This window comes from Terrisphaera buseokensis (genome assembly GCF_047521145.2).
In the GTDB taxonomy this organism is placed as follows: Bacteria; Verrucomicrobiota; Verrucomicrobiia; order Opitutales; family Opitutaceae; genus ER46.
This window is the reverse complement of sequence record NZ_CM134186.1, coordinates 3,360,877-3,380,962: the sequence shown is the minus strand read 5'-3', so window position 1 is coordinate 3,380,962 and position 20,086 is coordinate 3,360,877. Positions and strand designations below refer to the sequence as shown.

The 20,086-nt window shown below is 64.3% G+C and carries 20 protein-coding genes; 8 read left to right on the top strand and 12 right to left on the bottom strand.

Annotated elements, in window-relative coordinates; translation table 11 throughout:
* Window positions 1-49: 49 nt before the first annotated feature.
* Together pheA and scpB are read right to left on the bottom strand one after the other, a co-directional pair.
* A complete protein-coding gene (gene pheA / locus ACLJEU_RS12645; protein ID WP_414663105.1) occupies window positions 50-1,129 on the bottom strand; it encodes a prephenate dehydratase in 1,080 nt (359 codons plus the stop codon).
* Between the two features lies 1 nt (window position 1,130).
* Complete coding sequence (gene scpB, locus ACLJEU_RS12640; protein WP_414663104.1) at window positions 1,131-2,048, bottom strand: SMC-Scp complex subunit ScpB; 918 nt, start codon at window positions 2,046-2,048, stop codon at window positions 1,131-1,133.
* Between the two features lie 138 nt (window positions 2,049-2,186).
* Here scpB and ilvD point away from each other — a divergent pair, with 138 nt between their 5' ends.
* The 7 genes from ilvD to ispH all read left to right on the top strand — a co-directional run bounded on the left by ilvD (window position 2,187) and on the right by ispH (window position 10,099).
* On the top strand, window positions 2,187-3,887 hold the full coding sequence (gene ilvD / locus ACLJEU_RS12635) for a dihydroxy-acid dehydratase (RefSeq protein ID WP_414663103.1): 1,701 nt from the start codon (window positions 2,187-2,189) through the stop codon (window positions 3,885-3,887).
* A 32-nt stretch (window positions 3,888-3,919) separates the two neighbouring features.
* Window positions 3,920-5,500, top strand: a complete 1,581-nt coding sequence (locus tag ACLJEU_RS12630) for a glucose-6-phosphate isomerase (RefSeq protein ID WP_414663102.1) — start codon at window positions 3,920-3,922, stop codon at window positions 5,498-5,500.
* Between the two features lie 71 nt (window positions 5,501-5,571).
* A complete protein-coding gene (locus ACLJEU_RS12625) occupies window positions 5,572-6,339 on the top strand; it encodes a hypothetical protein (RefSeq protein WP_414663101.1) in 768 nt (255 codons plus the stop codon).
* Window positions 6,340-6,342: 3 nt separating this feature from the next.
* Entirely contained in the window at window positions 6,343-6,507 is a 165-nt protein-coding gene (locus ACLJEU_RS12620) for a hypothetical protein (protein WP_414663100.1), read from the top strand.
* A gap of 145 nt (window positions 6,508-6,652) precedes the next feature.
* Window positions 6,653-7,366, top strand: a complete 714-nt coding sequence (gene rsmI, locus ACLJEU_RS12615; RefSeq protein ID WP_414663099.1) for a 16S rRNA (cytidine(1402)-2'-O)-methyltransferase — start codon at window positions 6,653-6,655, stop codon at window positions 7,364-7,366.
* A complete protein-coding gene (locus tag ACLJEU_RS12610; RefSeq protein WP_414663098.1) occupies window positions 7,363-8,328 on the top strand; it encodes a Ppx/GppA phosphatase family protein in 966 nt (321 codons plus the stop codon). Before rsmI ends, ACLJEU_RS12610 begins: the two co-directional genes overlap by 4 nt.
* Window positions 8,329-8,368: 40 nt before the next feature.
* The gene (gene ispH / locus ACLJEU_RS12605) at window positions 8,369-10,099 is read left to right on the top strand and encodes a 4-hydroxy-3-methylbut-2-enyl diphosphate reductase (protein ID WP_414663097.1); all 1,731 of its coding nucleotides are present in this window, start codon (window positions 8,369-8,371) and stop codon (window positions 10,097-10,099) included.
* A 123-nt stretch (window positions 10,100-10,222) separates the two neighbouring features.
* Here the strand turns inward: ispH and ACLJEU_RS12600 are convergent, their stop codons facing one another.
* The 5 genes from ACLJEU_RS12600 to ACLJEU_RS12580 form a co-directional block, all read right to left on the bottom strand.
* Window positions 10,223-11,470, bottom strand: a complete 1,248-nt coding sequence (locus tag ACLJEU_RS12600; RefSeq protein WP_414663096.1) for a hypothetical protein — start codon at window positions 11,468-11,470, stop codon at window positions 10,223-10,225.
* A 204-nt stretch (window positions 11,471-11,674) separates the two neighbouring features.
* A complete protein-coding gene (locus ACLJEU_RS12595) occupies window positions 11,675-12,844 on the bottom strand; it encodes a response regulator (protein WP_414663095.1) in 1,170 nt (389 codons plus the stop codon).
* 26 nt (window positions 12,845-12,870) lie between these two features.
* A complete protein-coding gene (locus tag ACLJEU_RS12590) occupies window positions 12,871-13,392 on the bottom strand; it encodes a chemotaxis protein CheX (RefSeq protein ID WP_414663094.1) in 522 nt (173 codons plus the stop codon).
* Between the two features lie 172 nt (window positions 13,393-13,564).
* Window positions 13,565-15,052, bottom strand: coding sequence for a sigma-54-dependent transcriptional regulator (locus ACLJEU_RS12585; protein ID WP_414663093.1), 1,488 nt, complete (start codon window positions 15,050-15,052; stop codon window positions 13,565-13,567).
* A gap of 106 nt (window positions 15,053-15,158) precedes the next feature.
* Complete coding sequence (locus ACLJEU_RS12580) at window positions 15,159-15,539, bottom strand: response regulator transcription factor (protein ID WP_414663092.1); 381 nt, start codon at window positions 15,537-15,539, stop codon at window positions 15,159-15,161.
* Between the two features lie 147 nt (window positions 15,540-15,686).
* Here ACLJEU_RS12580 and ACLJEU_RS12575 point away from each other — a divergent pair, with 147 nt between their 5' ends.
* Window positions 15,687-16,097 (top strand): hypothetical protein, encoded by a 411-nt coding sequence (locus ACLJEU_RS12575; protein ID WP_414663091.1) that lies wholly within the window; start codon window positions 15,687-15,689, stop codon window positions 16,095-16,097.
* A gap of 196 nt (window positions 16,098-16,293) precedes the next feature.
* Here the strand turns inward: ACLJEU_RS12575 and ACLJEU_RS12570 are convergent, their stop codons facing one another.
* The 5 genes from ACLJEU_RS12570 to fliD form a co-directional block, all read right to left on the bottom strand.
* On the bottom strand, window positions 16,294-16,659 hold the full coding sequence (locus tag ACLJEU_RS12570) for a hypothetical protein (RefSeq protein WP_457795386.1): 366 nt from the start codon (window positions 16,657-16,659) through the stop codon (window positions 16,294-16,296).
* A gap of 1 nt (window position 16,660) precedes the next feature.
* A complete protein-coding gene (gene fliS / locus ACLJEU_RS12565) occupies window positions 16,661-17,086 on the bottom strand; it encodes a flagellar export chaperone FliS (protein ID WP_414663089.1) in 426 nt (141 codons plus the stop codon).
* Window positions 17,087-17,096: 10 nt separating this feature from the next.
* Entirely contained in the window at window positions 17,097-17,327 is a 231-nt protein-coding gene (locus ACLJEU_RS12560) for a hypothetical protein (RefSeq protein ID WP_414663088.1), read from the bottom strand.
* A gap of 174 nt (window positions 17,328-17,501) precedes the next feature.
* Window positions 17,502-18,167 (bottom strand): hypothetical protein, encoded by a 666-nt coding sequence (locus ACLJEU_RS12555; protein WP_414663087.1) that lies wholly within the window; start codon window positions 18,165-18,167, stop codon window positions 17,502-17,504.
* A gap of 29 nt (window positions 18,168-18,196) precedes the next feature.
* The gene (fliD, locus tag ACLJEU_RS12550) at window positions 18,197-19,921 is read right to left on the bottom strand and encodes a flagellar filament capping protein FliD (protein ID WP_414663086.1); all 1,725 of its coding nucleotides are present in this window, start codon (window positions 19,919-19,921) and stop codon (window positions 18,197-18,199) included.
* Window positions 19,922-20,086 lie beyond the last annotated feature (165 nt).

Below are 20,086 nucleotides of genomic sequence, written 5' to 3'. Positions count from 1 at the left end.
ACGGTGGTAGGCGCGGCCCGACGGTCGCCCTACCTCGTGCGACCGGCAATCAGCTCATCGCCGGGTAGCTGCCCAGCCACTTCACCAGCGGGCAGAATTTCTTCAACTCCGACAACGCCGCCTTCATGTTCGGGTCGTCGTTGTGACCGGTCACATCGAGGAAGAAATAATAGTCCCACGGGCGCTTCTTGCTGGGGCGGGACTCGATCTTCGAAAGATTGATCCCGCGTTCCGCGAGCGGCATGAGCATCTTGAGCAGCGCACCCGAGTGGGACGCGGCCTCGTCGCCCAGTGACACCAGCAGGCTCGTCAAATCCTTGCCGTTGCCGACGGCACCCGAGGCCTGGCGGCCGATGACGAAGAAACGCGTCGTGTTGTCGGCCTTGTCCTGAATGTTTCGCTCCACCACCGGCACGCCGTAATGCTCCGCGGCCAGTTCGCCTGCGACGGCTGCCGTGCCCGGCTCCTGTTTCGCGAGCTGCACCGCCCGCGATGTGCTCGGCGCGTCGACCAGTTGCGCGTGCGGCAGGTGACGCTGCAACCAGTGCCGGCATTGCGCGAGCGCCTGGTCCTTCGAATACACTCGCTCGATTGCCTCGAGCGGCGAGTTGGAAATGAGCGCGTGATTTATCTCGAGGTAGATTTGCGCGACGATCTTCAGATCGCTTTCGACGAAGCTGTCCAACGCCTCGCGCACGGATCCTTCGGTGGAGTTCTCGATCGGAATGACGGCGTAATCGGTCTCGCCCTTCTCCACCGCGGTAAAAATGTCCCCGACCGTCGCCATCGCGTGGTAGTCGACACTCGCGCCGAACTTCTTCAACGCGGCGGCGTGCGTGTTGCTCGCTTCGGGCCCGAGATACGCGATGAGCAACGGCTTCTCGAGCGCGATGGCCGCCGACATGATCTCGCGATAAATCGCCCGGAGCGCCTCGTGCTTGATCGGGCCCTGGTTCTGGCCGGTGACCTTGCGGAGGACGGCGTCTTCACGCTCGGCCACGTAGATCTGGCCGCCCGCGCTGCGTTTCACCTTTCCGATCTCGGCGGCCAGCGTCAGGCGCTGGTTGAGCAGTTCGACCAGTTGCTTGTCGAGAGAGTCGATCTTTTCGCGGATGGGGCCGAGGTCCATATCAAGTGGGAGTGCCGGGCGTGGAATCCACCGAAGCCGCTTCAGTTACGGGCTCGTCGCTCGTAACCGGGGCCGGAGCCGCCGCCTCAAGGGGCAGCTGTTCGTCCGCCAGGCCCATGTCGGTGTCGGTGGGCGGGTGCGAGTTAGTTGACGTCTTCAGCCACTCGTCAATCTGGCGCGACGACAGCACGTCGGACGCGGGCAGCTCGTCGAGCGACTTGATGCCAATGAATTCGAGAAACTGATCCGTGGTCCCGTACTGAATCGGGCGGCCCGGGGCGTCCGCGCGACCGACGATATAAACCAGTTCGCGTTCGAGCAGCTTGTTGATGCCCGCCTCCGCCGACACGCCGCGAATCGTCTCGATCTCACCGCGCGTGACGGGTTGGCGATAGGCCACCACGGCGAGCGTTTCGATCGCCGACTGGCTGAGTTTCACCGGGGGCGGCTCCTGGCGGAGAATGCGAATCCAACGGGCGAACCGCGGATGCGTGACGAGCCGGAACCCGGCGGTGCCTTCGATCAGGAGCAGGCCGTCGTCCGCAGCGCGCAAGTCGGCGGAAATCTGGTCCATCGCCTCGCGAATCTGGGTCGCCGTGATCAGTGACGGGACGTCGCCGTAGAGGTCGGGATCGTTGGGCGTGGTGTCGACGATGATCTCGGTGACTTCCTCGGCGGATCCCGCCGGAGCCGGCGCGGTCGGGTCGTCTGTCGCCACCGGGGGCGCACTCTCGGGTGCGGCTGTCGGTTCGTCGGAAATCACCGGCGGGACCACGGCGGACGGTTCGTCCGCGTCCAACTGCAGCGACGCCGCCTGCTCATGAAAACGCGTGAAGGCCGCCTGGATATCCTTGATGGCGAGCGGCTGGCTCGAGGAGAGCAGCAACGCCTTCAGCACTTTTTTCAGATTGAATGCCATGCGGGTAAAGTCGCTTCGAGTGATGTGGTCGCCGCCGGTGCACGCAACCTGAATTTGTCGCGGGCTCTGTGACGCTTTGAACGGGAACGCGCTTGCCGGGCCCCCTGCCCTCTGGTCTTCTCCGGCACATTTTAGCCCATGAGCCAAGCCCCTGATCACACCCGCAAGTTCTCCTCCATCGTCCATGATGGCCCAAGCCGCGCCGGTGCGCGTTCGATGCTTCGGCCGGTAGGTTTTACCGAGGATGATTTCAAGAAGCCGGTCATCGGCATCGCCTCGCTCTGGAGCATGGTCACGCCGTGCAACATGCACATCGACAAGCTTGCGCTCGACGCCGAGGCGGGGGCCAACGCGGCCGGCGGCAAGGCGATCATCTTCGGCACCATCACCGTCTCGGACGGCATCAGCATGGGCACGCCCGGCATGCGCTACTCGCTCGTTTCCCGCGAGGTGATCGCGGATTCGATCGAAACGGTTTCCGGCGGCGAGGGCTTCGACGGCATCGTGACGATTGGCGGCTGCGACAAGAACATGCCCGGCTGTATCATGGCGCTCGCGCGGCTCAACCGCCCGGGCGTCTTCGTTTACGGTGGCACGATCCTCCCCGGCATCCACCCGCAGTCGAAGAAGGAGTGCGACGTCGTTTCGGTTTACGAAGCCATCGGCCAGCACGCCGCCGGCAAGGTGGACGACGCCGGACTCGCGACGATCGAAGGCTGCGCCATCCCCGGCCCCGGTTCGTGCGGCGGCATGTACACCGCCAACACGATGGCGTCGGCCATCGAGGCGCTCGGCATGAGTCTGCCCAACAGCTCCGCGCAGATCGCAATTAGCGCGGACAAGAAAGAGGACTGCCGCCGCGCCGGCGAAGCGACCGTCGCCTTGCTCAAGGCCAACATCAAGCCGCGCGACATCATGACGCGGAAGGCGTTTGAAAACGCGATCACGGTCACCATCGCCCTCGGCGGTTCGACCAACGCCGTGCTCCACCTCCTCGCGATGGCCCACAGCGCGAACGTGAAACTCTCGATCGACGACTTCACCAAGATCGGCAAACGCGTGCCGGTCCTCGCCGATCTCAAACCTTCCGGCAAGTACGGCATGGTGCATCTCACGCGCATCGGCGGCCTGCCGCCGTTGATGAAGGTGCTGCTCGACGCAGGCCTGCTGCACGGCGACTGCATCACCGTCACCGGCAAGACCATCGCGGAAAACCTGCGCGACGTGAAACCGTATCCGGTCGATCAAGACGTGGTGCGGCCGATGTCGAACCCGATCAAGCGGGACAGCCATCTGCGCATCCTCTACGGCAATCTCGCCCCCGAGGGCGCCGTGGCCAAGATTTCCGGCAAGGAAGGCCTCACCTTCAGCGGCAAGGCGATCGTGTTTGAAGGCGAGGAAGCGGCGCTGGACGCCATCCTCAAGGGCCGCGTGAAAGCCGGCCACGTGATCGTCATTCGCAACGAAGGGCCCGTCGGCGGTCCCGGCATGCGCGAAATGCTCTCGCCGACCAGCGCGATCATGGGCCGCGGTCTCGGCAAGGACGTCGCCCTCATCACGGACGGACGTTTCTCCGGCGGCAGCCACGGTTTCGTCGTCGGGCACATCACGCCTGAAGCCGCCACCGGCGGTCCGATCGGCATCATCAAGAACGGCGACCCGATCACGATCGATGCGGAGAAGAACGAGCTGACCCTCGGCCTCCCGGCCAAGGAGCTCAAGGCGCGCATGAAGGCGTGGAAGCCGAAGAAGCCGAAGGAAACGCGCGGCACGCTTGCCAAGTACGCGAAGCTCGTGACCAGCGCTTCCGAAGGCGCCGTGACCGACAAGTACCTCTGACCGCGGCTGCAGCAGCGACACCCTCCCCTTCCATGACTTGGTCCCGTTTCAAGACGTACTTCTTCCACAACGCCGACCTGGGCGTGTCGCTCGACATCTCGCGGCTGCCTTTCCCCGACGATTTTTTCTCGTCGATGGAGCCGCAGATCCAGCAGGCGTTCGCGGCCATGGGAAAGCTGGAGGCCGGCGCGATCGCCAATCCGGACGAAAAGCGCATGGTCGGGCACTACTGGCTGCGCGCGCCGCAACTCGCCCCGACGCCCGAACTCGCCGGCGAAATCACCTCGTCCCTTGCGGCGGTGAAGGCGTTCGCCGCCCAGGTTCAATCTGGCGCTGTCGCCGGGCCGAAAGGAAAATTCAAGCACCTGCTCGTGATCGGCATCGGCGGCTCGGCCCTCGGACCGCAGCTGGTGCAGCACGCCCTCGGCAATCCGCGCAAGGACAAGCTGAGCGTCGCGTTTTTCGACAACACCGATCCCGACGGCATCGATTACGTGCTCGGCACGTTGCGGGGAAAACTCGCCAAAACGCTCGTCGTCGTCATCTCGAAATCCGGTGGCACGGCTGAAACGCGCAACGGCATGCTCGAAGCGATCACCGCCTTCAAGGCCGCCGGGCTGGATCCGGCGAAGCACTTCGTGGCCGTCACGGGCGTCGGTTCCAAACTGGATCAGACCGCCGTCAGTGAAGGCTGGCTCGCACGGTTCGTGATGTGGGACTGGGTCGGCGGCCGTACCAGTGAACTCAGCGCCGTGGGCCTGCTGCCCGCCGCCCTGCAGGGCATCGACATCCAGGCGATGCTCGATGGCGCGGCGGCGATGGACGAAGTGACGCGTTATCCGGTCACCACCCAGAATCCGGCCGCACTGCTCGCGTTGATGTGGCATTTCGCCACCGACGGTCGCGGCGCCAAGGACATGGTGGTGTTGCCGTACAAGGATCGGCTGCTGCTGTTCTCGCGTTATCTCCAGCAGCTCGTGATGGAGTCGCTCGGCAAGGAATTCGATCTCGAGGGCAAGGTCGTCAACCAGGGTATCGCCGTTTACGGCAACAAGGGCTCGACCGACCAGCACGCGTACGTCCAGCAGTTGCGCGAAGGCGTGAATAATTTCTTCGTCACCTTCATCGAGGTGCTGAAGGACCGGGAGGCGAAGACTTCGCTCGAGGTCGAACCGGGCGTGACGGCCGGCGATTACTTGCAGGGCTTTTTCCTCGGGACGCGCGATGCGTTGAGCGAAAAGGACCGGCATTCGATCAGTATCACCCTGCCGGATATCTCCCCGCGCTCGCTCGGCATGCTGATTGCGCTCTACGAACGCGTGACTGGCCTCTATGCGTCGCTCGTCAACATCAACGCCTATCACCAGCCCGGCGTCGAAGCGGGCAAGAAAGCCGCGGGTGCCGTTATCGCGCTGAAGCTCAAGCTCGTCGCCGCTCTCAAGGCCGCGCCCGGCGAATCCTTCACCGCCGAAGATCTGGCGGCCCGCGCGGGCTCGCCGGACAAAGCCGAGCTTGCGTTCAAGATTCTCGAGCATCTCGCCGCGAACAAGGGCAGCGGCGTGAAGAAGCGCGTCCGCCAGCCGGCCGTCGCCTCCACGTATCGGCTCGCCTGATGCGAAGTCCGGGCGCTGGTCGCCCGGACTGCCATCGCCGGCCCACGCAGTTTTTTTGCCGCTGCCGCCCCGTGCACCGACTTCCCTTGATTTTGTGCGCGGTGGCGGTCCTCGGCTCGACCTTGTCGGCCGTGCTCTTCTTCCGGATCGGAAATTCGAAGCAGCTGCTCGAACTGCGCCTGTCTGAGGCCCAGCATCGCACCTCCCGACTCGACGCGGAGCTCGCGACCGTGAACGAGAAAAACGCCGCGCTGAATGCCCGGGTCGGTGCACTGGACAACGAACTCACCTCGACGCTCGCCCGGGTCGTCGCGGCCGACGCCCGCAGCGTGCAACTGGAACGCGATCTCGCGTCGAACAGGGACAATCTCACGGCCACGAAGGAAGTGCTCGCAGTCTACGAGCTCACGGCGCGCGCACTGGCGGAGGAGGTCGCGGGGTTGCGCCAGGACTTGGATGAGACGCGCCAGTCGAACGCCTCGCCGGAGGCCGTGGCGGCCTACAAGACCACGATCGCCGAACTCGAGCGCCAGCTCGCCACGGCCCGGAACGGCGCCGCCGCCCCGTCCGCGGCGGGTGCCTCCACGGCGGTGTTCGCCAGCCGGGCGGGACGCGCCACCATCCTCACGGTGGGGCCGCAGAACGCCTTCGTGGTGCTCAATTTCGGCTCGGCGCGGGGCGCGCAGGTCGGGCACAAACTCAGCGTGACGCAGGGAACAGCCGAGGTCGCCACGGTACTCATCAGCGACGTCCGCCTGCACCTCTCCGTTGCGCAAGTCCTGCCAGAGACGCTTCGAGGGGTCTTGCAGAAAGGCGATTTGGCCGTATTGATCCGTTAACCCATGACCACGCTCCAGAAATCCATTTTTGCGCTCCTGCTCATTGCCGTTGGCTCCATCGTCGGTGGTTGCAGCACGAACTCGCCCAAGCAGACCTCCATTCCCTGGAGCCGGCCCGCCGGTTGGGAAGGCCAGATTCCGGGCATGGGGCAACCCACCGGGCGCTGATCGCCCCGGGCGATTTCCAATAGTCAGCGACGCCGCCAGCGCGTCGCCTCCTCTTCTTCGAATCCGGCCTCGCGCCGGATTTTTTGTTGGGCGCAGCTTCCAATCGCCGACAAGGTCACGCCTCTGCGGTAACCTCCGCGCTTTCATGTCCGAAAACACCTCGCTCCTCCCGCAACCCGGACACCTTTACGTGGTGGCCACGCCGATCGGGAATCTGTCGGACCTCACCGAACGCGCGCGCGCGATCCTTGCCGCCGTCGACCTGATTGCCTGTGAGGACACCCGCACCACGGGCGGGTTGCTGACCCGGCTGGGCATGCGCAAGGATCTCGTCGCCTACCACGAGCACAACGAGATCGAGGCCGCCGAGCGGCTCGCCGATCAACTGGCCGCCGGCCGCTCGATCGCCGTGGTGAGCGATGCCGGCACGCCCGCGCTGAGCGATCCCGGTTTTCGCGTGGTGCGGGCCTGCCGGCGCCGCGGCCTGCCGGTCGTGCCCGTGCCAGGACCGAGCGCGCTGACCGCGGTATTGAGCGCGAGCGGCCTGCCCACGAACGGCTTTCTCTACGTGGGTTTCCTGCCGGCCAAGAGCGCCGCACGGATCGCGTTTTTCGACAAGTATCGGGCGTTTGACTACACGCTCGCGCTCTACGAAAGCTGCCATCGCATCGAAAAGGCCGTGGCCGAGATCGTCGCGACGCTGGGCCCCGCCCGGACGATCTGCGTGGCGAAGGAAGTCACGAAACTCCACGAGACGTTCTTCGTCGGTCCCGCGGGCGACGTGCAGGCGCGCCTCGCCAAGGCCAGTCTCAAGGGCGAATTCGTCCTGCTGATTGCGCCGGAGGATTTCGTGCTATGAACGCGTTCGTCCCGGCGGTGGGCCCGGTTGCGATCATCGATATCGGCAGCAATTCGATCAAGGTGCTCGTCGCCACGCGCGCGCCGAACGGTGACATCGTGCCGGTCAAGGTGCGGACGCTCGATGCCCGCATCAGCGCGGGCATCAACCAGGCCGCACCGCACTTGAGCGAAGACGGCATGCAGCGCGGCGTCACGGCGATTGCCACCCTGCTGGCGGACGCGGCCACGGCGGGCGCGAGCGCATTCACGCTGGTCGCCACCAGCGCGGTCCGCGACGCCCTGAACGGCGAGGACTTTCGCGCGCGAGTGAAAGCCGCCACGGGTGAGACCATTCGCATCCTGAGCGGCGACGAGGAGGCGAACCTGATCGGGCGCGGCCTGGTCACGGATCCGGCGCTGCGGCACCTCGAAGATTTTTATGTGTTCGATCTCGGCGGCGGCAGTCTTGAATGCCTCTCGTTTCGCGCCCGCCGAATCGAGCAGGCCGTGAGCGTGCGCCTCGGCTGTGTCCGACTGACCGAGCGGTTCGTCGCCGATCCGCAACGCCCCATGACTCCGGCGGAAATCGCGGCGATCTCCGCGCACACGCGCGAGGTGGTGACACAGTCCGGCTTCCGCTTTTCGCTGGCAAAGACAGCGGTGGCCGTGGGCACCGGCGGGACGGTGGCGACCGCCCGCGCGATTCTCGGCGGCCGCGAGGGGCGTCCGTTCGAAGCCACCGCCTCCACGATCACCTTGGCCCAAATGCGCGCGTTGCGCGAAGGCATCACCGCGCTACCGCTGGAGGAGCGGAAGAAAGTCGCCGGGATGCCGCCGGCCCGCGCCGATGTCTTTCCCACCGCGCTGGTGACGCTCATCGCCCTCGCGGAACTGGGCGGATTCACCTGCTTCCAAAACTCGCTGTACAATCTTCGTTACGGTCTCGCCGACGCCACGCTCGCTGCCGCTGCGGCACGGTGAAACTTGCCGTCAACGACGCGTTCACCCACGTTGGCTGAACATGTCTTCGGTTGTATCCGCTCCCCCTGCACTGGTGGCTGTGCTGGCGTTCGACGCCAGCAACCGCCTCGCGGTTCGCCGGCTCGGTTCGCAGATCGGCCTCGCCTTCACCGGCAGCGATCTGGCGATGGCCACGGCGCGACTGGAGTCGGCGTTCGGCACGCACACTCCACCCGCGGAATATTTTTCCTGTGCGGCCGGTGCCCGGAGCTACCGCGTGTGTTTTGTTCAAGTGGCCGGCGAGCCGAAAGACTCCGAGATCAAATTCCACTCTCTGGATGCCCTCGCTGCCACGCCGGCGATGCTGGCCCCGTCGCTCGCGGTCATCGTGCGCGAGCTCGAGCCTTACCTCGTGGAGATCCCGTATCTTCACCTCGGCGAGAACGACTTCATCTACAAATTCCGCCCGGCGCAGGAACGGAATGCCGCGATTTACGCGCAGGACGCCGCCGCCGGCACGCTGTATCAGTCGCAGCTATGCACCGCCATCAAGGCGCTGGCCCGCACGCATGAGCGCACCGCGGCCGCGCCCGTGACGCTGGATTTCGGCGCGGTGAGCTACGTGATTCCGAGTCACTTTGGTTTCTGCCTCGGCGTGAAGAACGCGATCGAGCGCGCCTACGAAACCCTCGCGGAAAACCCCGGGCGCCGCGTGTTCATGCTGTCAGAGTTGATCCACAATCCGTTTGTGAACGAAGATCTGTTGCGCCGCGGCCTGCGGTATCTGCAGACCGACAAGGGCACGCCGTACACCGTTGACGGCCGGGCGTCCACCGGCGCCGCGAGCGAACAGCTGCTGTGGGACACGCTCACGCCGGAAGACATCGTGATCATCCCGGCGTTCGGCGCCACGGATGAGGACAAGCGCCAGCTGGTCCGCAAAGGCATCGCGGTCTTCCACTACGACGCCACCTGCATGCTGGTGGAGAAAGTCTGGAAGGCGGCCCGTTCGTATGGTCGCGAAGGCTACACCGTCGTGATCCACGGCAAGCACGAGCACGAGGAAACCAAGGCGACCTTCTCCAACACGCGGCGTTACGCCCACGCCGTCATTGTGCGCAATCTCGAGGAGGCGGAGCAACTGGGCGGGATCATCGCCAGCGACGATCCGGCGGTGCGCGCCCGGTTTCACACCCTGTTTGCCGGCCGCTACACGCCTGGCTTCGATGTGGCGCAGCACCTCGAGCGCATCGCCGTCGTCAATCAGACAACGCTGCTGATGAACGAAACCCTCGCGATTATCGAACACCTGCGCGAGGTCTACCGGCGCAAGTTCAATGACCCGCAACGCGTGGGCGGCAGCAGCCGGCGCGACACCCTGTGCTACGCCACGCAGGTGAACCAGGATGCGTTGAGCCGGGCGCTCGCCGAGCCGCTCGACGCGGCGTTCGTCATCGGCGGCAGGAACTCGTCGAACACGTACCAACTCTTCCGCCTCTGCGAACAAACGCTGGGCGACAAGGCGTTCTTCATCCAGTCGGAGGCCAACATCACGGCGCGCGACGCCGTCGATCACTATGTGTATGTCGGCGGCAGCCACGGCCACCACGAGCGCCGAGCGCTGAAACTGGACGAAACGCGGCCGCGGCGGGTGCTGATCACGGGTGGCGCGAGCTGTCCGGATGGGATCATTCAGCAAGTGATCACCCGCATAAACTCCTTCTTCCCGAGTGAGCGACTGCGGAGTTTGGATGAGGTGCTGCGCGATCTGAAGGGCGAGCAGGCGGGCTGATTCCGCGACTCGCGAACGGGACGACCGCAGGCAGCCCGGAGGGAGGCCTGCTCCCTGCCAGCGGGCGCAAAAAAGGCCGGGCGGAAATCGCACGGCCTTGGGGTGAGACAAGCGCTTATCGACTTAGAACCGAATCGAAAGTCCAGCGCGCACACCGTTCTGATTGGCGAGGTCGATCTTGGTCGAGTAATTCGCGGTGTCGGTGTTCACCGTCTGGGTGTAGCTGCCGGCCGACTGGAATACCGCGCCGGCGTAGAAACCCGCGCGTTCCGTCAGGTCGAATTGCACCGTTGCATCCGCATAATAACCTGGGAGCAGCTTGTAAGCGGCGCTCGAAGCGGTGTCGGAAATCTCGGCACCCAGTTCCGGTGCGAACGTCTGGGTCACAGTGTAGTTTGTGCCGGAATACACAATCGCCGCGCCCACGCTGAGGCTGGCGCGCAGTCGCGTCGTAATCGGGACCCACACCGTCGGACCGGCGCGCATCGTGTAGTAGGCGCCTTTTACCTTCCAACGGTTGTCGACGTTGGAATTCCCGGTGATGCTGTCGATGGTGCGGCCGGCGGGCTCATTACCGATGAGGACCGAAGTGTCGGTTGTGGACGTCTTCGTCGAACCGTCGTCGTTCAGGACCGGGTTACCGCTGGCGTCGACCACCGTGGTTGTGGCCGAGCTCGGCGAGGAATAAGGCGCATCCGGCGGCACGCGACCGTAGAGATTGTAGAAGTCGGTGAGCGTCGTGAGCGTGGCCCGGACGCGATCCGTGGTGTTGGCGGAAATGTCGTTGATGGACAGGCCCGTGGTCAGCGTCCAAGGCAACCGGCCCCACAACTTCCCCATGTCGCGGGCCACTGTGATGTCCATGCCGGCGCTCGACGCCGTTTCTTTCCGCCGGACGTCGGTGTCGATGATCTCCGCCGAATAGGTGTGAAAGGCGACGAAGCCGAGCTGCGACAGCTGGCTGGCATCGGTGTAGTTCCAGCTGTTCGTCCGGCCGTCCGGGGCGATCGCATCAAAGACCGCGCTGTTCGACTGCGGGTCGATGATCGGGTTGCCGCTGCTGTCGAGGCGGGCCACGGTCCGGGAGTCCGGCTGCACGCTGCCATCATGATAGACGCGCTGCAGATTGGCGCCCGTGCGCTCACCGGGATTCTCAGGGGACAGAATGCGACCCTGGCCCGAAAAACTGGTCTTGGCGCCGCTGATGTAGCGAAAGCCAAAGCGCACCGTGCTCTTGGGCTCGTAGATGTATTCGTCCAGATTGCTGAAATCCGGAATCTCCACCGGGGGAGCGCGGCGCTCTTCGTCCTGGGCATGGGCGAGTCCAAGGGTGGACACGGCGGCGAAGAGGGCAAAGCGGAGATGTTTCATGCGTGAGGGGCGCCACGTTTGGACGACAAGGCACCGGGAATGTTGCATGAAAGTTCACGGCGGCCGGGACGCGCGTCAACGAGAGAGTTGCGCGTGTCATAAGCGGAGCGCTTTGGCCGATCCCGGCCCAAACGAAAGCGGGCGGTGCGACCACATCGCACCGCCCGCCGGTTCCAGCCTTCACACCCCTGACAAAGGATTGATCTACACGCCGGCCAATTGCGGCGCCGCGGTCGTCGACGGACCGGATTTGCCGAGGTTGGCCTTGGCCTCGTCCATCGACTCGAAAAACTTCCAGGTGCGCGTGTCCTCGATGCCCTTGCACTCGGCGACGATCTGAGCGTTGCCCACCAGCGCGAACTGCATGCCGAGGTCGCGCGAGGTCTGCATCGCCTGCAGCAGCAGCTTGATGACACTCATGTTAAGCGCCTTGAGCGGCTGGACGTCGATCACGAGCTTGTTCAGGCCCGCGTCGACCGCCTCGGAAAATTTCGGCTTCAGGTAGGTTCCCGCTTCGGTGATGACCGGCGCCGTGCACGACTCGGGCAGGCGCATCACCAGCATCTCGCCGTCGACCGAATAGTAGCGTTTCGACGTGTCGAGATTCAGCGCCTTGGCGATCTTCGCCTCGAAGTCACCGAGATCGATCGGCTTCGTGATGATCGCGGTGAACCCCAGCGTCTGGGCCTGCTGCTGTTGTGCGGTCTCGGTCTTCACGACGAGCGCAAAGATGGGCGTATACTTCGTTCGGATACTTGCGCGAATGGTCCGGAACAGCGAGAACGCACCTTCCTCCGCCAGCGAAAGACTGGCGACGATCAGGTCGGGCGGCGACTTGGCGATGTGATCGATCGCCTCGGCCGGCGTGCTGATGCCCTTCACCCGCCACGGCATGTGTTTCAGGCCGTCCTGGATTTGCTGCACGATGGCAGGCTTGTCCTCCACGATGACGATATCCGCGGGATCGTAGAGCGATCGCGCCTTGGTCGGGCTTTCGCCGGCCGGTTTCAAATCAATGATCCGGCTCGCCTTCTCGACGAGGATTTCCTCGCGGAACGGTTTAACCATGTAGTCGCGCACGCCAATCTTGGCGATCTTCACGACGTGATCGCGGCCGCCCTCGGCGGTGAGCATGATCACGGGCGTGGCCTTCAGCGCCGGATCGGCCTTCAGCTTGATCAGCATCTCGACGCCATCCATCACCGGCATGGTGATATCGAGCAGGATCAGGTCGGGCGTTTCGCGCGCCGCGATGGCCAGGCCCTCGAGGCCGTTGCTCGCTTCCAGCACCTCGACGTCAAAAGGCTTGAACGCCTTCTTCACGATGACGCGGACGGTCTTCGAGTCGTCCACGGTGAGAACCTTGTAGCGCATGATGGTGTTGGCTTCGGCCCCGCGGCTCAATCGTCCGAACGCATCAGGATGTCCGCGGTCACGCGGTGTCCGGAGCATTCGAAATGGTAAACATGGCGCACCGCCGAACTGATCATTTCGACCGTGAAATTACTGCCACGCAGAATCGAGGGAATGGTCAGGGTGCACGGGTGGCCCGCGTCGCAGAGGCCCGTTTTGAATGCGCCAACCGTCATGTTGGTGAGCTCGCCGATCGCATCGTTGATGGCCTCGTCGCCGACCGCGGCGAGTTCCGCGTCGGACAATCCCAGCAGATGGCCGGTGCACAGCCGGGCAAACGGGAGCGGAAAGTGCAGATAAATCAGGCCGCTGCACTCGCCGACAAAGCCGACGGTGCCGACCACCTGTGGGTCGTCCTGGTGCACCACCGCCGCCGCCAGCTCACCGGCACGCGCGCCATGGGGCGTCAGGACCGGCTTGCACTCGATCATGGTGGTGAACACATCCCGCACGGCCCGGCCGATGTACTCGCGTACAATCGGTTCGGAAATGTGGACGGCAGCAGGCATGAATTCGATGTGGTCGGGGACCGCCTGTTTATCGGCCCTTTCGCCCACCGATTAACCGCGATGCCGCACAATTCTGCCTCGGGGGAGGCTAGCGCACACGCGCCTGCAAAATTGTCCCGAAACCCGGTTCAACGCGCACGCGAGGTGCGCACCTTAAGGCCGGGCGGCGAACTCAGGCGTCGCCGGTGTCGGCACCCGCGTCAATCGGGTCGCCGGCGTCGCGGTACTCCTGCAGCTTGTTGCGCAGGGTGCGAATACTGATGCCGAGTGCGGCTGCAGCCTGGGTCCGGTTGCCGGAGGTCTGCCGCAGCGCCGCGCGGATCGCGTTCTTCTCGAGCGCATCGAGCCGGAGCACGTGGCCGCTGCCGTCCGTCAAGGAGGTATTGTCGCCCGACACGGGTTCGGCGGCCGGGGCGGCCGGGGCCAGCGCGGACGCAAGATCCGGTTCGGACGACTCCCAGGTGGAGGTCGTTTGCACGTCGGTGGCCGACATGTCACCGGGCAATCCCAGCGCGGCGGCCGTCACGGGCCGACCCGACTCCGACAGAATCACGGCCCGTTCGACGGTGTTCTGGAGTTCGCGGACATTGCCTGGCCAGCGATACGCAAGGAGCGCGGCGCGGGCGGAATCGGAGAAGCCGCTGACCTTGATCCCGTGCTTGCGCGTGAATCGCCGCAGGAAGTGATCGGCCAGGAGCGGAATGTCCTCCACGCGTTCGCGCAGCGACGGCACGTGGACGGGAAACACGTTCAGCCGGTAGTACAAATCCTGCCGGAACTCGCCCTTCTGCACGTTGCTCATCAGGTCACGATTGGACGTCGCGATGATGCGGACGTTGACCTTGATCGTGCGACTGCCCCCCACCCGCTCGAACTCGCGCTCCTGCAGCACGCGCAGCAACTTGGCCTGCAGGCTGGGCGGGATTTCGCTGACCTCGTCGAGGAGCAGCGTGCCGTTGTTCGCCAGTTCGAAGCGACCTTCGCGGCGTTCGGTCGCGCCGGTGAATGCGCCGCGCTCATGGCCGAAAAATTCACTCTCGATCAGGGTCTGCGAAACCGCGGCACAGTTGACCTTGATGAACGGCTGGCCGCGTCGCGGGCTGCGCCGGTAGAATTCACGCGAGATCATCTCCTTGCCGGTGCCGCTCTCACCGGTGATGAGAACCGTGGCGTCGGTGGGAGCCACGCGATCAATCAACTGCCGCAGCCGCGTCATCGCCGGACTCCGGCCGACCAGCAGTGCGTCATCGTCCTCGGGATCGTCGCTCAGCAGGCTGTTGACCTTGACGAGCTGACGGTACGTTTGCGCCTTCCGCAGGATGACATCGATCTGCGACGGTGAAAACGGTTTCAGCACGTAATCGAACGCACCGGCCCGCATGCAGGCGACCGCGGATTCGACTGAACCGAAGCCGGTGACCATCACCACCAGCGGGCGTTCCGGCAGCGTACTGACCTGTTCGAGAAACTTGAGCCCGTCGCCGTCCGGCAAACGAAGGTCGAGCATCATCAGGTCGAATGGTTCCCGCGCGAGATGCGCCTGCGCCTGCGCGAGATTATCGGCCAGGCTCACCGGCAGCTTGTGGCGCATGAAAATGCTCTGCAGTAGATTGCGAATGACCAAATCGTCTTCGACGATTAGGATTTTCTCAAAAGACATGAGCGATGCGGCGGTGAAGGGAGGAACGCGGAAGAAGGAACGCTCATCAAAGCCTCCGCCCGGCGCAGTTCAAACAAATGTTACTGCTCCGGCCACATAACCCGGGCTAGGCCGCTGTCGCCAGCAACTCCTCCACGAGGAGCTCGATTTGCTTCGCCGAAAATGGCTTCGGCAGAAACGCCGACGGGCCCTCCTCAGCCAGCATCCGGGCGCTTTCGTGATCCCAGCCGCTCGCGAGGATGATCGGCAAATCCGCCATGTGGCGCCGCAGCACGGAGAAGAGCGCCGCGCCACTGATATCCGGTAGTCCGCAGTCAATCATGACGAGGCCGACGTCGTCTTTGTACGCAGCGAACAACTGCGCACCTTCCGCGCCGTCGCGGGCCCGCAACACCGCCTTGCCCGCGCGGATCAGCGTGCGCTCGATGATGTCCGCCACGCACTCGTCGTCCTCGATCAAGAGGACCAGGGCCGGCCTGCTGTGCACGGCGCCAAACGTAAGGGGGGAGTCAAATTGAGCCGAGGGGAACACTACGGAGGGGAAAACGCTCATGCAGGGGGTTTCGTCACGTGGTCCGGCTGCTTGAGAAATTTCTTAAAGTATTTCCCGCGGGGCCCGATTGGATCGATCCGGATGCGTTTACTTTCCTTCATTTCCGACATCGAGCGCGCTCTCATTGCCGAGTCCCCGGTCGTCGAGGGCGGAGCCTGGGAAACGAACCGGATGGTTAATTTCCATCACGGCCTGGCGCGCCTGACGCTCAACGCCCGGCCCGGCGTGCCGCTTTCCTCCACGGGCGGGACGATTTTCGTCCAGTCGTTCTCGCTGGCGGATGGCTCCCTGTGTCTCAAGGCGAGCCTCAATTGGAAAGGCAGCGACGCGCTGCCGATCATTTCCGTGTATTCGACGCCGACGGTGAATTGGAAACTCGAGGCCTCCCGCATCGCTTCGGCCTGGATGGAAGGTCCGCCGGCGCACTCGCTGGTGTCGGCCGCGGAGTCTGATGCCGCCGGGATGCAGCCGCTCGCGCAGGCGACGGGCTGATCGGTGCCGCTCCGCGATTTCGGCGCGACCGCATGGATTGGGGCGGCGAGTGCGCTCGACAGTGCGGCCTGGGCCGCAAACACCCGTGCGTGAGGCGCGCCTTGGCGCAGACCTTCGATTGCACTTTGGAGCGAAGGCCGGGGGCGCACAACGCACGCCCCTGCAGCCGAACCGCCGCAGCGGGCTCGGACGCCTTTTATCCAATCGCCTGGAAGTGCCGCGTTGCTTCCGCGGGCTGCCCGTACGCGGGCATGATCCGGGCGACGCGGCGCTGTTTCACCTGCAGCTGAGCCAAATCCGCGCGCGTTTGCTCGAGCTGAGCCGAAAGCGCGCTGCTCGTGCGATCCCGCCGGTCCCGCAGCGCGGCGATGCGCACCCGCAGACCGGAGGCCTTCGCCACCACCGCTCCACTGGAAACGACAAAATCAACCAGCGGCTGCGTCCGTTCCTGCAACGCGAGCACCGTGGCGAAATCGCGATTGGCCAACGCCGTCGCTTCCTGCCCCGCGAGGTCCTCGAGGGCGGTCACGATTCGATTGCAGCGTTGGGCTTCGGTTTCCATTTCAAGCCACTCCCCGCAAACCCTCCGTGACGGTATTGTCCTGCTGGGTCAGCATCTGGGCCCAGGCGTCGCGCAGCTCACGGAGCAGCCGTTCGACCTCGATGACAGGCTCGACCTGCTTGCGCAGGTTGGCCTCGAGGAGACGCCGGTTGTGATAGTCGTAGAGGCGGTGCATGGTGCGGGCGAACTCGCCGCCGGCCTCCATGTTCAAGCCGCCCTGGAGTTCGCTGAGAATGGCCTGCGCCTTCATCAGCTGTTGATTGATGACCGCAATGCGGCGGGGATCGTCGGCGGAGGTCTCAAACCCCTCTCGGGCGATCGCGATGGCTTTCAAGGCACCATCATAAAGCATCAGGACAAGCTGTCCCGGGCTGGCCGTGAGGACCGCGTTCGAGCGGTACGTCCGGGCATATCCAGAGGCGACCATGGTCGTGCGCTCAGGATTCGTCTTCGCTCAGATCGGGAGAGCTCAAAATCTGCTCCGCCACTTTCGTGATTACTTCCATCGGCGGATAATTCGGATCCGTCGCCAGCTCGCGGGCGCGAGCGACGACTTCGGGGCGGATTTCCGGTTGACGGCTCAGTTCGGCGCGCAGGAATTCCGCGCGCTCGGTCGAAACCTGATCCTGACGCGAGTCGGCTTGGCGAGAAACGGGTTTGCCGCCCACCTGGGGCATTTCCGGGCGCGAAGTACGGTCGGTGGATGTAGTGGAAGTAATCATTGGCTATGTCGTGATGGAACGGTCAGCCGCTGGGGTCAGTTGCAGGGAACGCCGTTGATGTTGCTTCCGATTATCGACCGTGATGGCCGCAATCTTTAGCGCTTTCGCGCGAATTGTAATTTATTTGGCAATCGCACCCGCCGGCGCGACGACCGGCGGCAGCGTGCCAAACATGGAAGCGGCCGCATACTCGGCAAACCGCGTGGGCGATTGCAGGACGGTGCGGGTCAGATCAGCCGGCACCCCACCCTCGCGATCGAGAAAGTGCCGCCGTGCGGCGTTCACCGCCGCGGGGCCATCGGCGGAATAGACGTTATCGAAGGACCAGATCAGGCGGGAGCCGTCGATGGCCGCCAGTTTCCCGCGGAGCCCGAGTGTGATCGGTTTGTAGGGATTATAGGTCGTGATATCGACAAACAGCACCGCATCGGCCGCGAATTCTCGCTGCAGCGAGGAGAACAAATCATGCGGCAGCGCGGTGGCGGACGACAGGGCCTCGGCGTTGAAGCGCCGCCGGCATTCGGCGCGTGACAGGGTAACGACCTCGAACCGCTTCTCCTGCTGCAGGGCGGTGAGAAACACCGGCTCCAGCGCCTCGGCCGACTCGGTGCGATTCCCCTCGCCCACCCAGATGGGCAGCACCACCACGCGGCGGATGCCGCCGAGGCTGGCGTCGGCCGAGAAATTCGCCGGCGTGAAATACGGTCCGATCCGTGCCGGGTCGTTGACCGCGGGATGCGAGGCGCAGCCGCCGGTGAAACCGAACGCCAGGGCCGCAAGGACCAAAGGGTGGAGGGAAAACGTCCGGGTCCGGCTCATGAACTGCTTTTCGCCAGCATGCCGTCGAGGGCACTTTGCTGCTGTTTGATTTTCGACTGGGCGTTTTCCATTTGAATGAAGGCAGACTCCAGCAACGAGCGCTGCTGCGCAAGGTGCCGCTCAATGGCGGCCACCTGTTCGTCAATGCTCGTATTCGAGCTGTTGATGCGTTTCACCTGATCGACGTTCTGATCGGAGATCTTGGTGACGAACGCGTCCAGCTTGGCGGCGAACCCGGTGGTCGCGGTGGTGAAGAACGCCTCCACCTCGCTGGTCGAATTCGAGAGCGCGCTACTCAGCTTGCCCTCGTCCTTGACCTGCAGCTCGCTCGTGCCCGGAGTGAAATCGATGCCCAGGTCGTTCAGGCGATCAATCGAGCCCGGCAGTCCGGAGACTGCGCCGAACGCGAGCGTGCGCAGCGAGCGGCCCCAATCCTGAATCTCACGATTGCTCGCCAGGACCGCGGACGAGACCTTGCCCTTCGAGTCCGTCGAGACCTTCGTGTTGGCGTCGAGAAACTGCTGGATGGAATTGTAGTCCTTGATGAACGCATCGATCTTCGTGCGCATCGCGCTCGTGTCGGGGGCGACGTTGATCGTCTGCGTGTCGATCGAGGTGGCCGTGACAGTGAGCCCCGCGACGCCATGGGACGTGCTGTCGAGAGTGTTGCTCTGGCTCGTGAGCACGGCGCCGCCGTTCAAGGTGAATTCGGCATTCTTGCCGCGCGTGAAGGCCGTTCCGCCGGAGAGCCCCAGCGAGCCGAGGAGCCCGCCCGCCGCTTCCGAAACCGAAATGCCCAGGTCGCCCGTGCTCTTGTTCGACAGCACCATGCGGTCGTTCAGGCCGTCGTAACTGGCGGTCACGCCCGCGGTCGATTCGTTGATTTTGGTCATCACCGAATTGACCGTGTCCGTGTTCACGTTGTACGTGATCGAAACGCCGTTGATCGTGAACGTGCCGTTGCCCGAGCCGTCCACCGCCGTGATCGGCGTCGCGAGATTGGCCGTGGCGATCGTAGCGCCCGGCTTCACCGAGCCGAGGGAGGCCGAGCTCGTCACAGTCCCGCCCCCGTTGTTGCCCAGTTTCATCGACCGCAGAAAATTGCTCGTGTCGTTGGCCGCCCCGAGCATGACGCTTCCGCTCGTGCTCGTCAGCGTGATGCGGTCCGTCGTGCGATCGTAGCTGCCCGTGACGTCCCCGCCCGTGGCCGTCGCGATGTTCGTGAAGACGTCCTGAAGGGAATCCGTCAGCGCCACGGTCACCTTCTTGCCGTTGATGCTGAAATCGCCGGCGGTGACGGGCTGGCTGAGCGGAAGATTCGCGACGGTAAGACCCGAGACGTCGTTGCTCACGGGATTGAGCGCGCTGCCGACATTGGTGGCGCCCTTGAGCTCGGCACTCGTCGCCAGCTGGGTGACCGCCAGCTTGTAGCTCGAGACGGCGGTGTTCACGGCGGCGATCGCGCTCCAGGCATTCGTGGCGGCGGTCGAAGAGGCGCTGCGTTTACCGAAAAGCGAACCGGCCTTGAGGGCCTCGATGGCATCCTGCAGCGCGGAAAGCTTGGTGGTCAGCGACCCCAGCAGATTGGCCTTCTGGTTGTTGACCGCCTTCTCCGCCTCAAGCCGATCCGCAGGCGCCCGCTCGAGCGTCATGATTTGATCGACGAAGCTTTTCCAATCGAAGTTGGAGGCGAGTCCTGCGACTTGGAGTCCGGTTGCCATACGTTGTAAGGGTTGATTGGGCACAAACGGCCCGGACTAATATATCGGCACGCGCGCGGTCGGCTTAAATGCGATCTGGTTTAGAAAAATCCGCGGCCGTTCCGAAAAAAAGCTCCTGCTTTTCCGTAAAGGTTTTCTCAAGCCGTTCCGATATCTTACCCGTCG

Bases quoted from the DNA above. Each gene is read 5' to 3' on its own strand.
- ispH (WP_414663097.1), top strand. From the start codon at position 8,369: ATGTCTTCGGTTGTATCCGCTCCCCCTGCACTGGTGGCTGTGCTGGCG.
- ACLJEU_RS12610 (WP_414663098.1), top strand. From the start codon at position 7,363: ATGAACGCGTTCGTCCCGGCGGTGGGCCCGGTTGCGATCATCGATATC.
- pheA (WP_414663105.1), bottom strand. From the start codon at position 1,129: ATGGACCTCGGCCCCATCCGCGAAAAGATCGACTCTCTCGACAAGCAA.
- scpB (WP_414663104.1), bottom strand. From the start codon at position 2,048: ATGGCATTCAATCTGAAAAAAGTGCTGAAGGCGTTGCTGCTCTCCTCG.
- fliS (WP_414663089.1), bottom strand. From the start codon at position 17,086: ATGGTCGCCTCTGGATATGCCCGGACGTACCGCTCGAACGCGGTCCTC.
- rsmI (WP_414663099.1), top strand. From the start codon at position 6,653: ATGTCCGAAAACACCTCGCTCCTCCCGCAACCCGGACACCTTTACGTG.
- ACLJEU_RS12620 (WP_414663100.1), top strand. From the start codon at position 6,343: ATGACCACGCTCCAGAAATCCATTTTTGCGCTCCTGCTCATTGCCGTT.
- ACLJEU_RS12600 (WP_414663096.1), bottom strand. From the start codon at position 11,470: ATGAAACATCTCCGCTTTGCCCTCTTCGCCGCCGTGTCCACCCTTGGA.
- ilvD (WP_414663103.1), top strand. From the start codon at position 2,187: ATGAGCCAAGCCCCTGATCACACCCGCAAGTTCTCCTCCATCGTCCAT.
- ACLJEU_RS12575 (WP_414663091.1), top strand. From the start codon at position 15,687: ATGCGTTTACTTTCCTTCATTTCCGACATCGAGCGCGCTCTCATTGCC.
- ACLJEU_RS12585 (WP_414663093.1), bottom strand. From the start codon at position 15,052: ATGTCTTTTGAGAAAATCCTAATCGTCGAAGACGATTTGGTCATTCGC.
- ACLJEU_RS12590 (WP_414663094.1), bottom strand. From the start codon at position 13,392: ATGCCTGCTGCCGTCCACATTTCCGAACCGATTGTACGCGAGTACATC.
- ACLJEU_RS12595 (WP_414663095.1), bottom strand. From the start codon at position 12,844: ATGCGCTACAAGGTTCTCACCGTGGACGACTCGAAGACCGTCCGCGTC.
- ACLJEU_RS12570 (WP_457795386.1), bottom strand. From the start codon at position 16,659: ATGGAAACCGAAGCCCAACGCTGCAATCGAATCGTGACCGCCCTCGAG.
- ACLJEU_RS12630 (WP_414663102.1), top strand. From the start codon at position 3,920: ATGACTTGGTCCCGTTTCAAGACGTACTTCTTCCACAACGCCGACCTG.
- fliD (WP_414663086.1), bottom strand. From the start codon at position 19,921: ATGGCAACCGGACTCCAAGTCGCAGGACTCGCCTCCAACTTCGATTGG.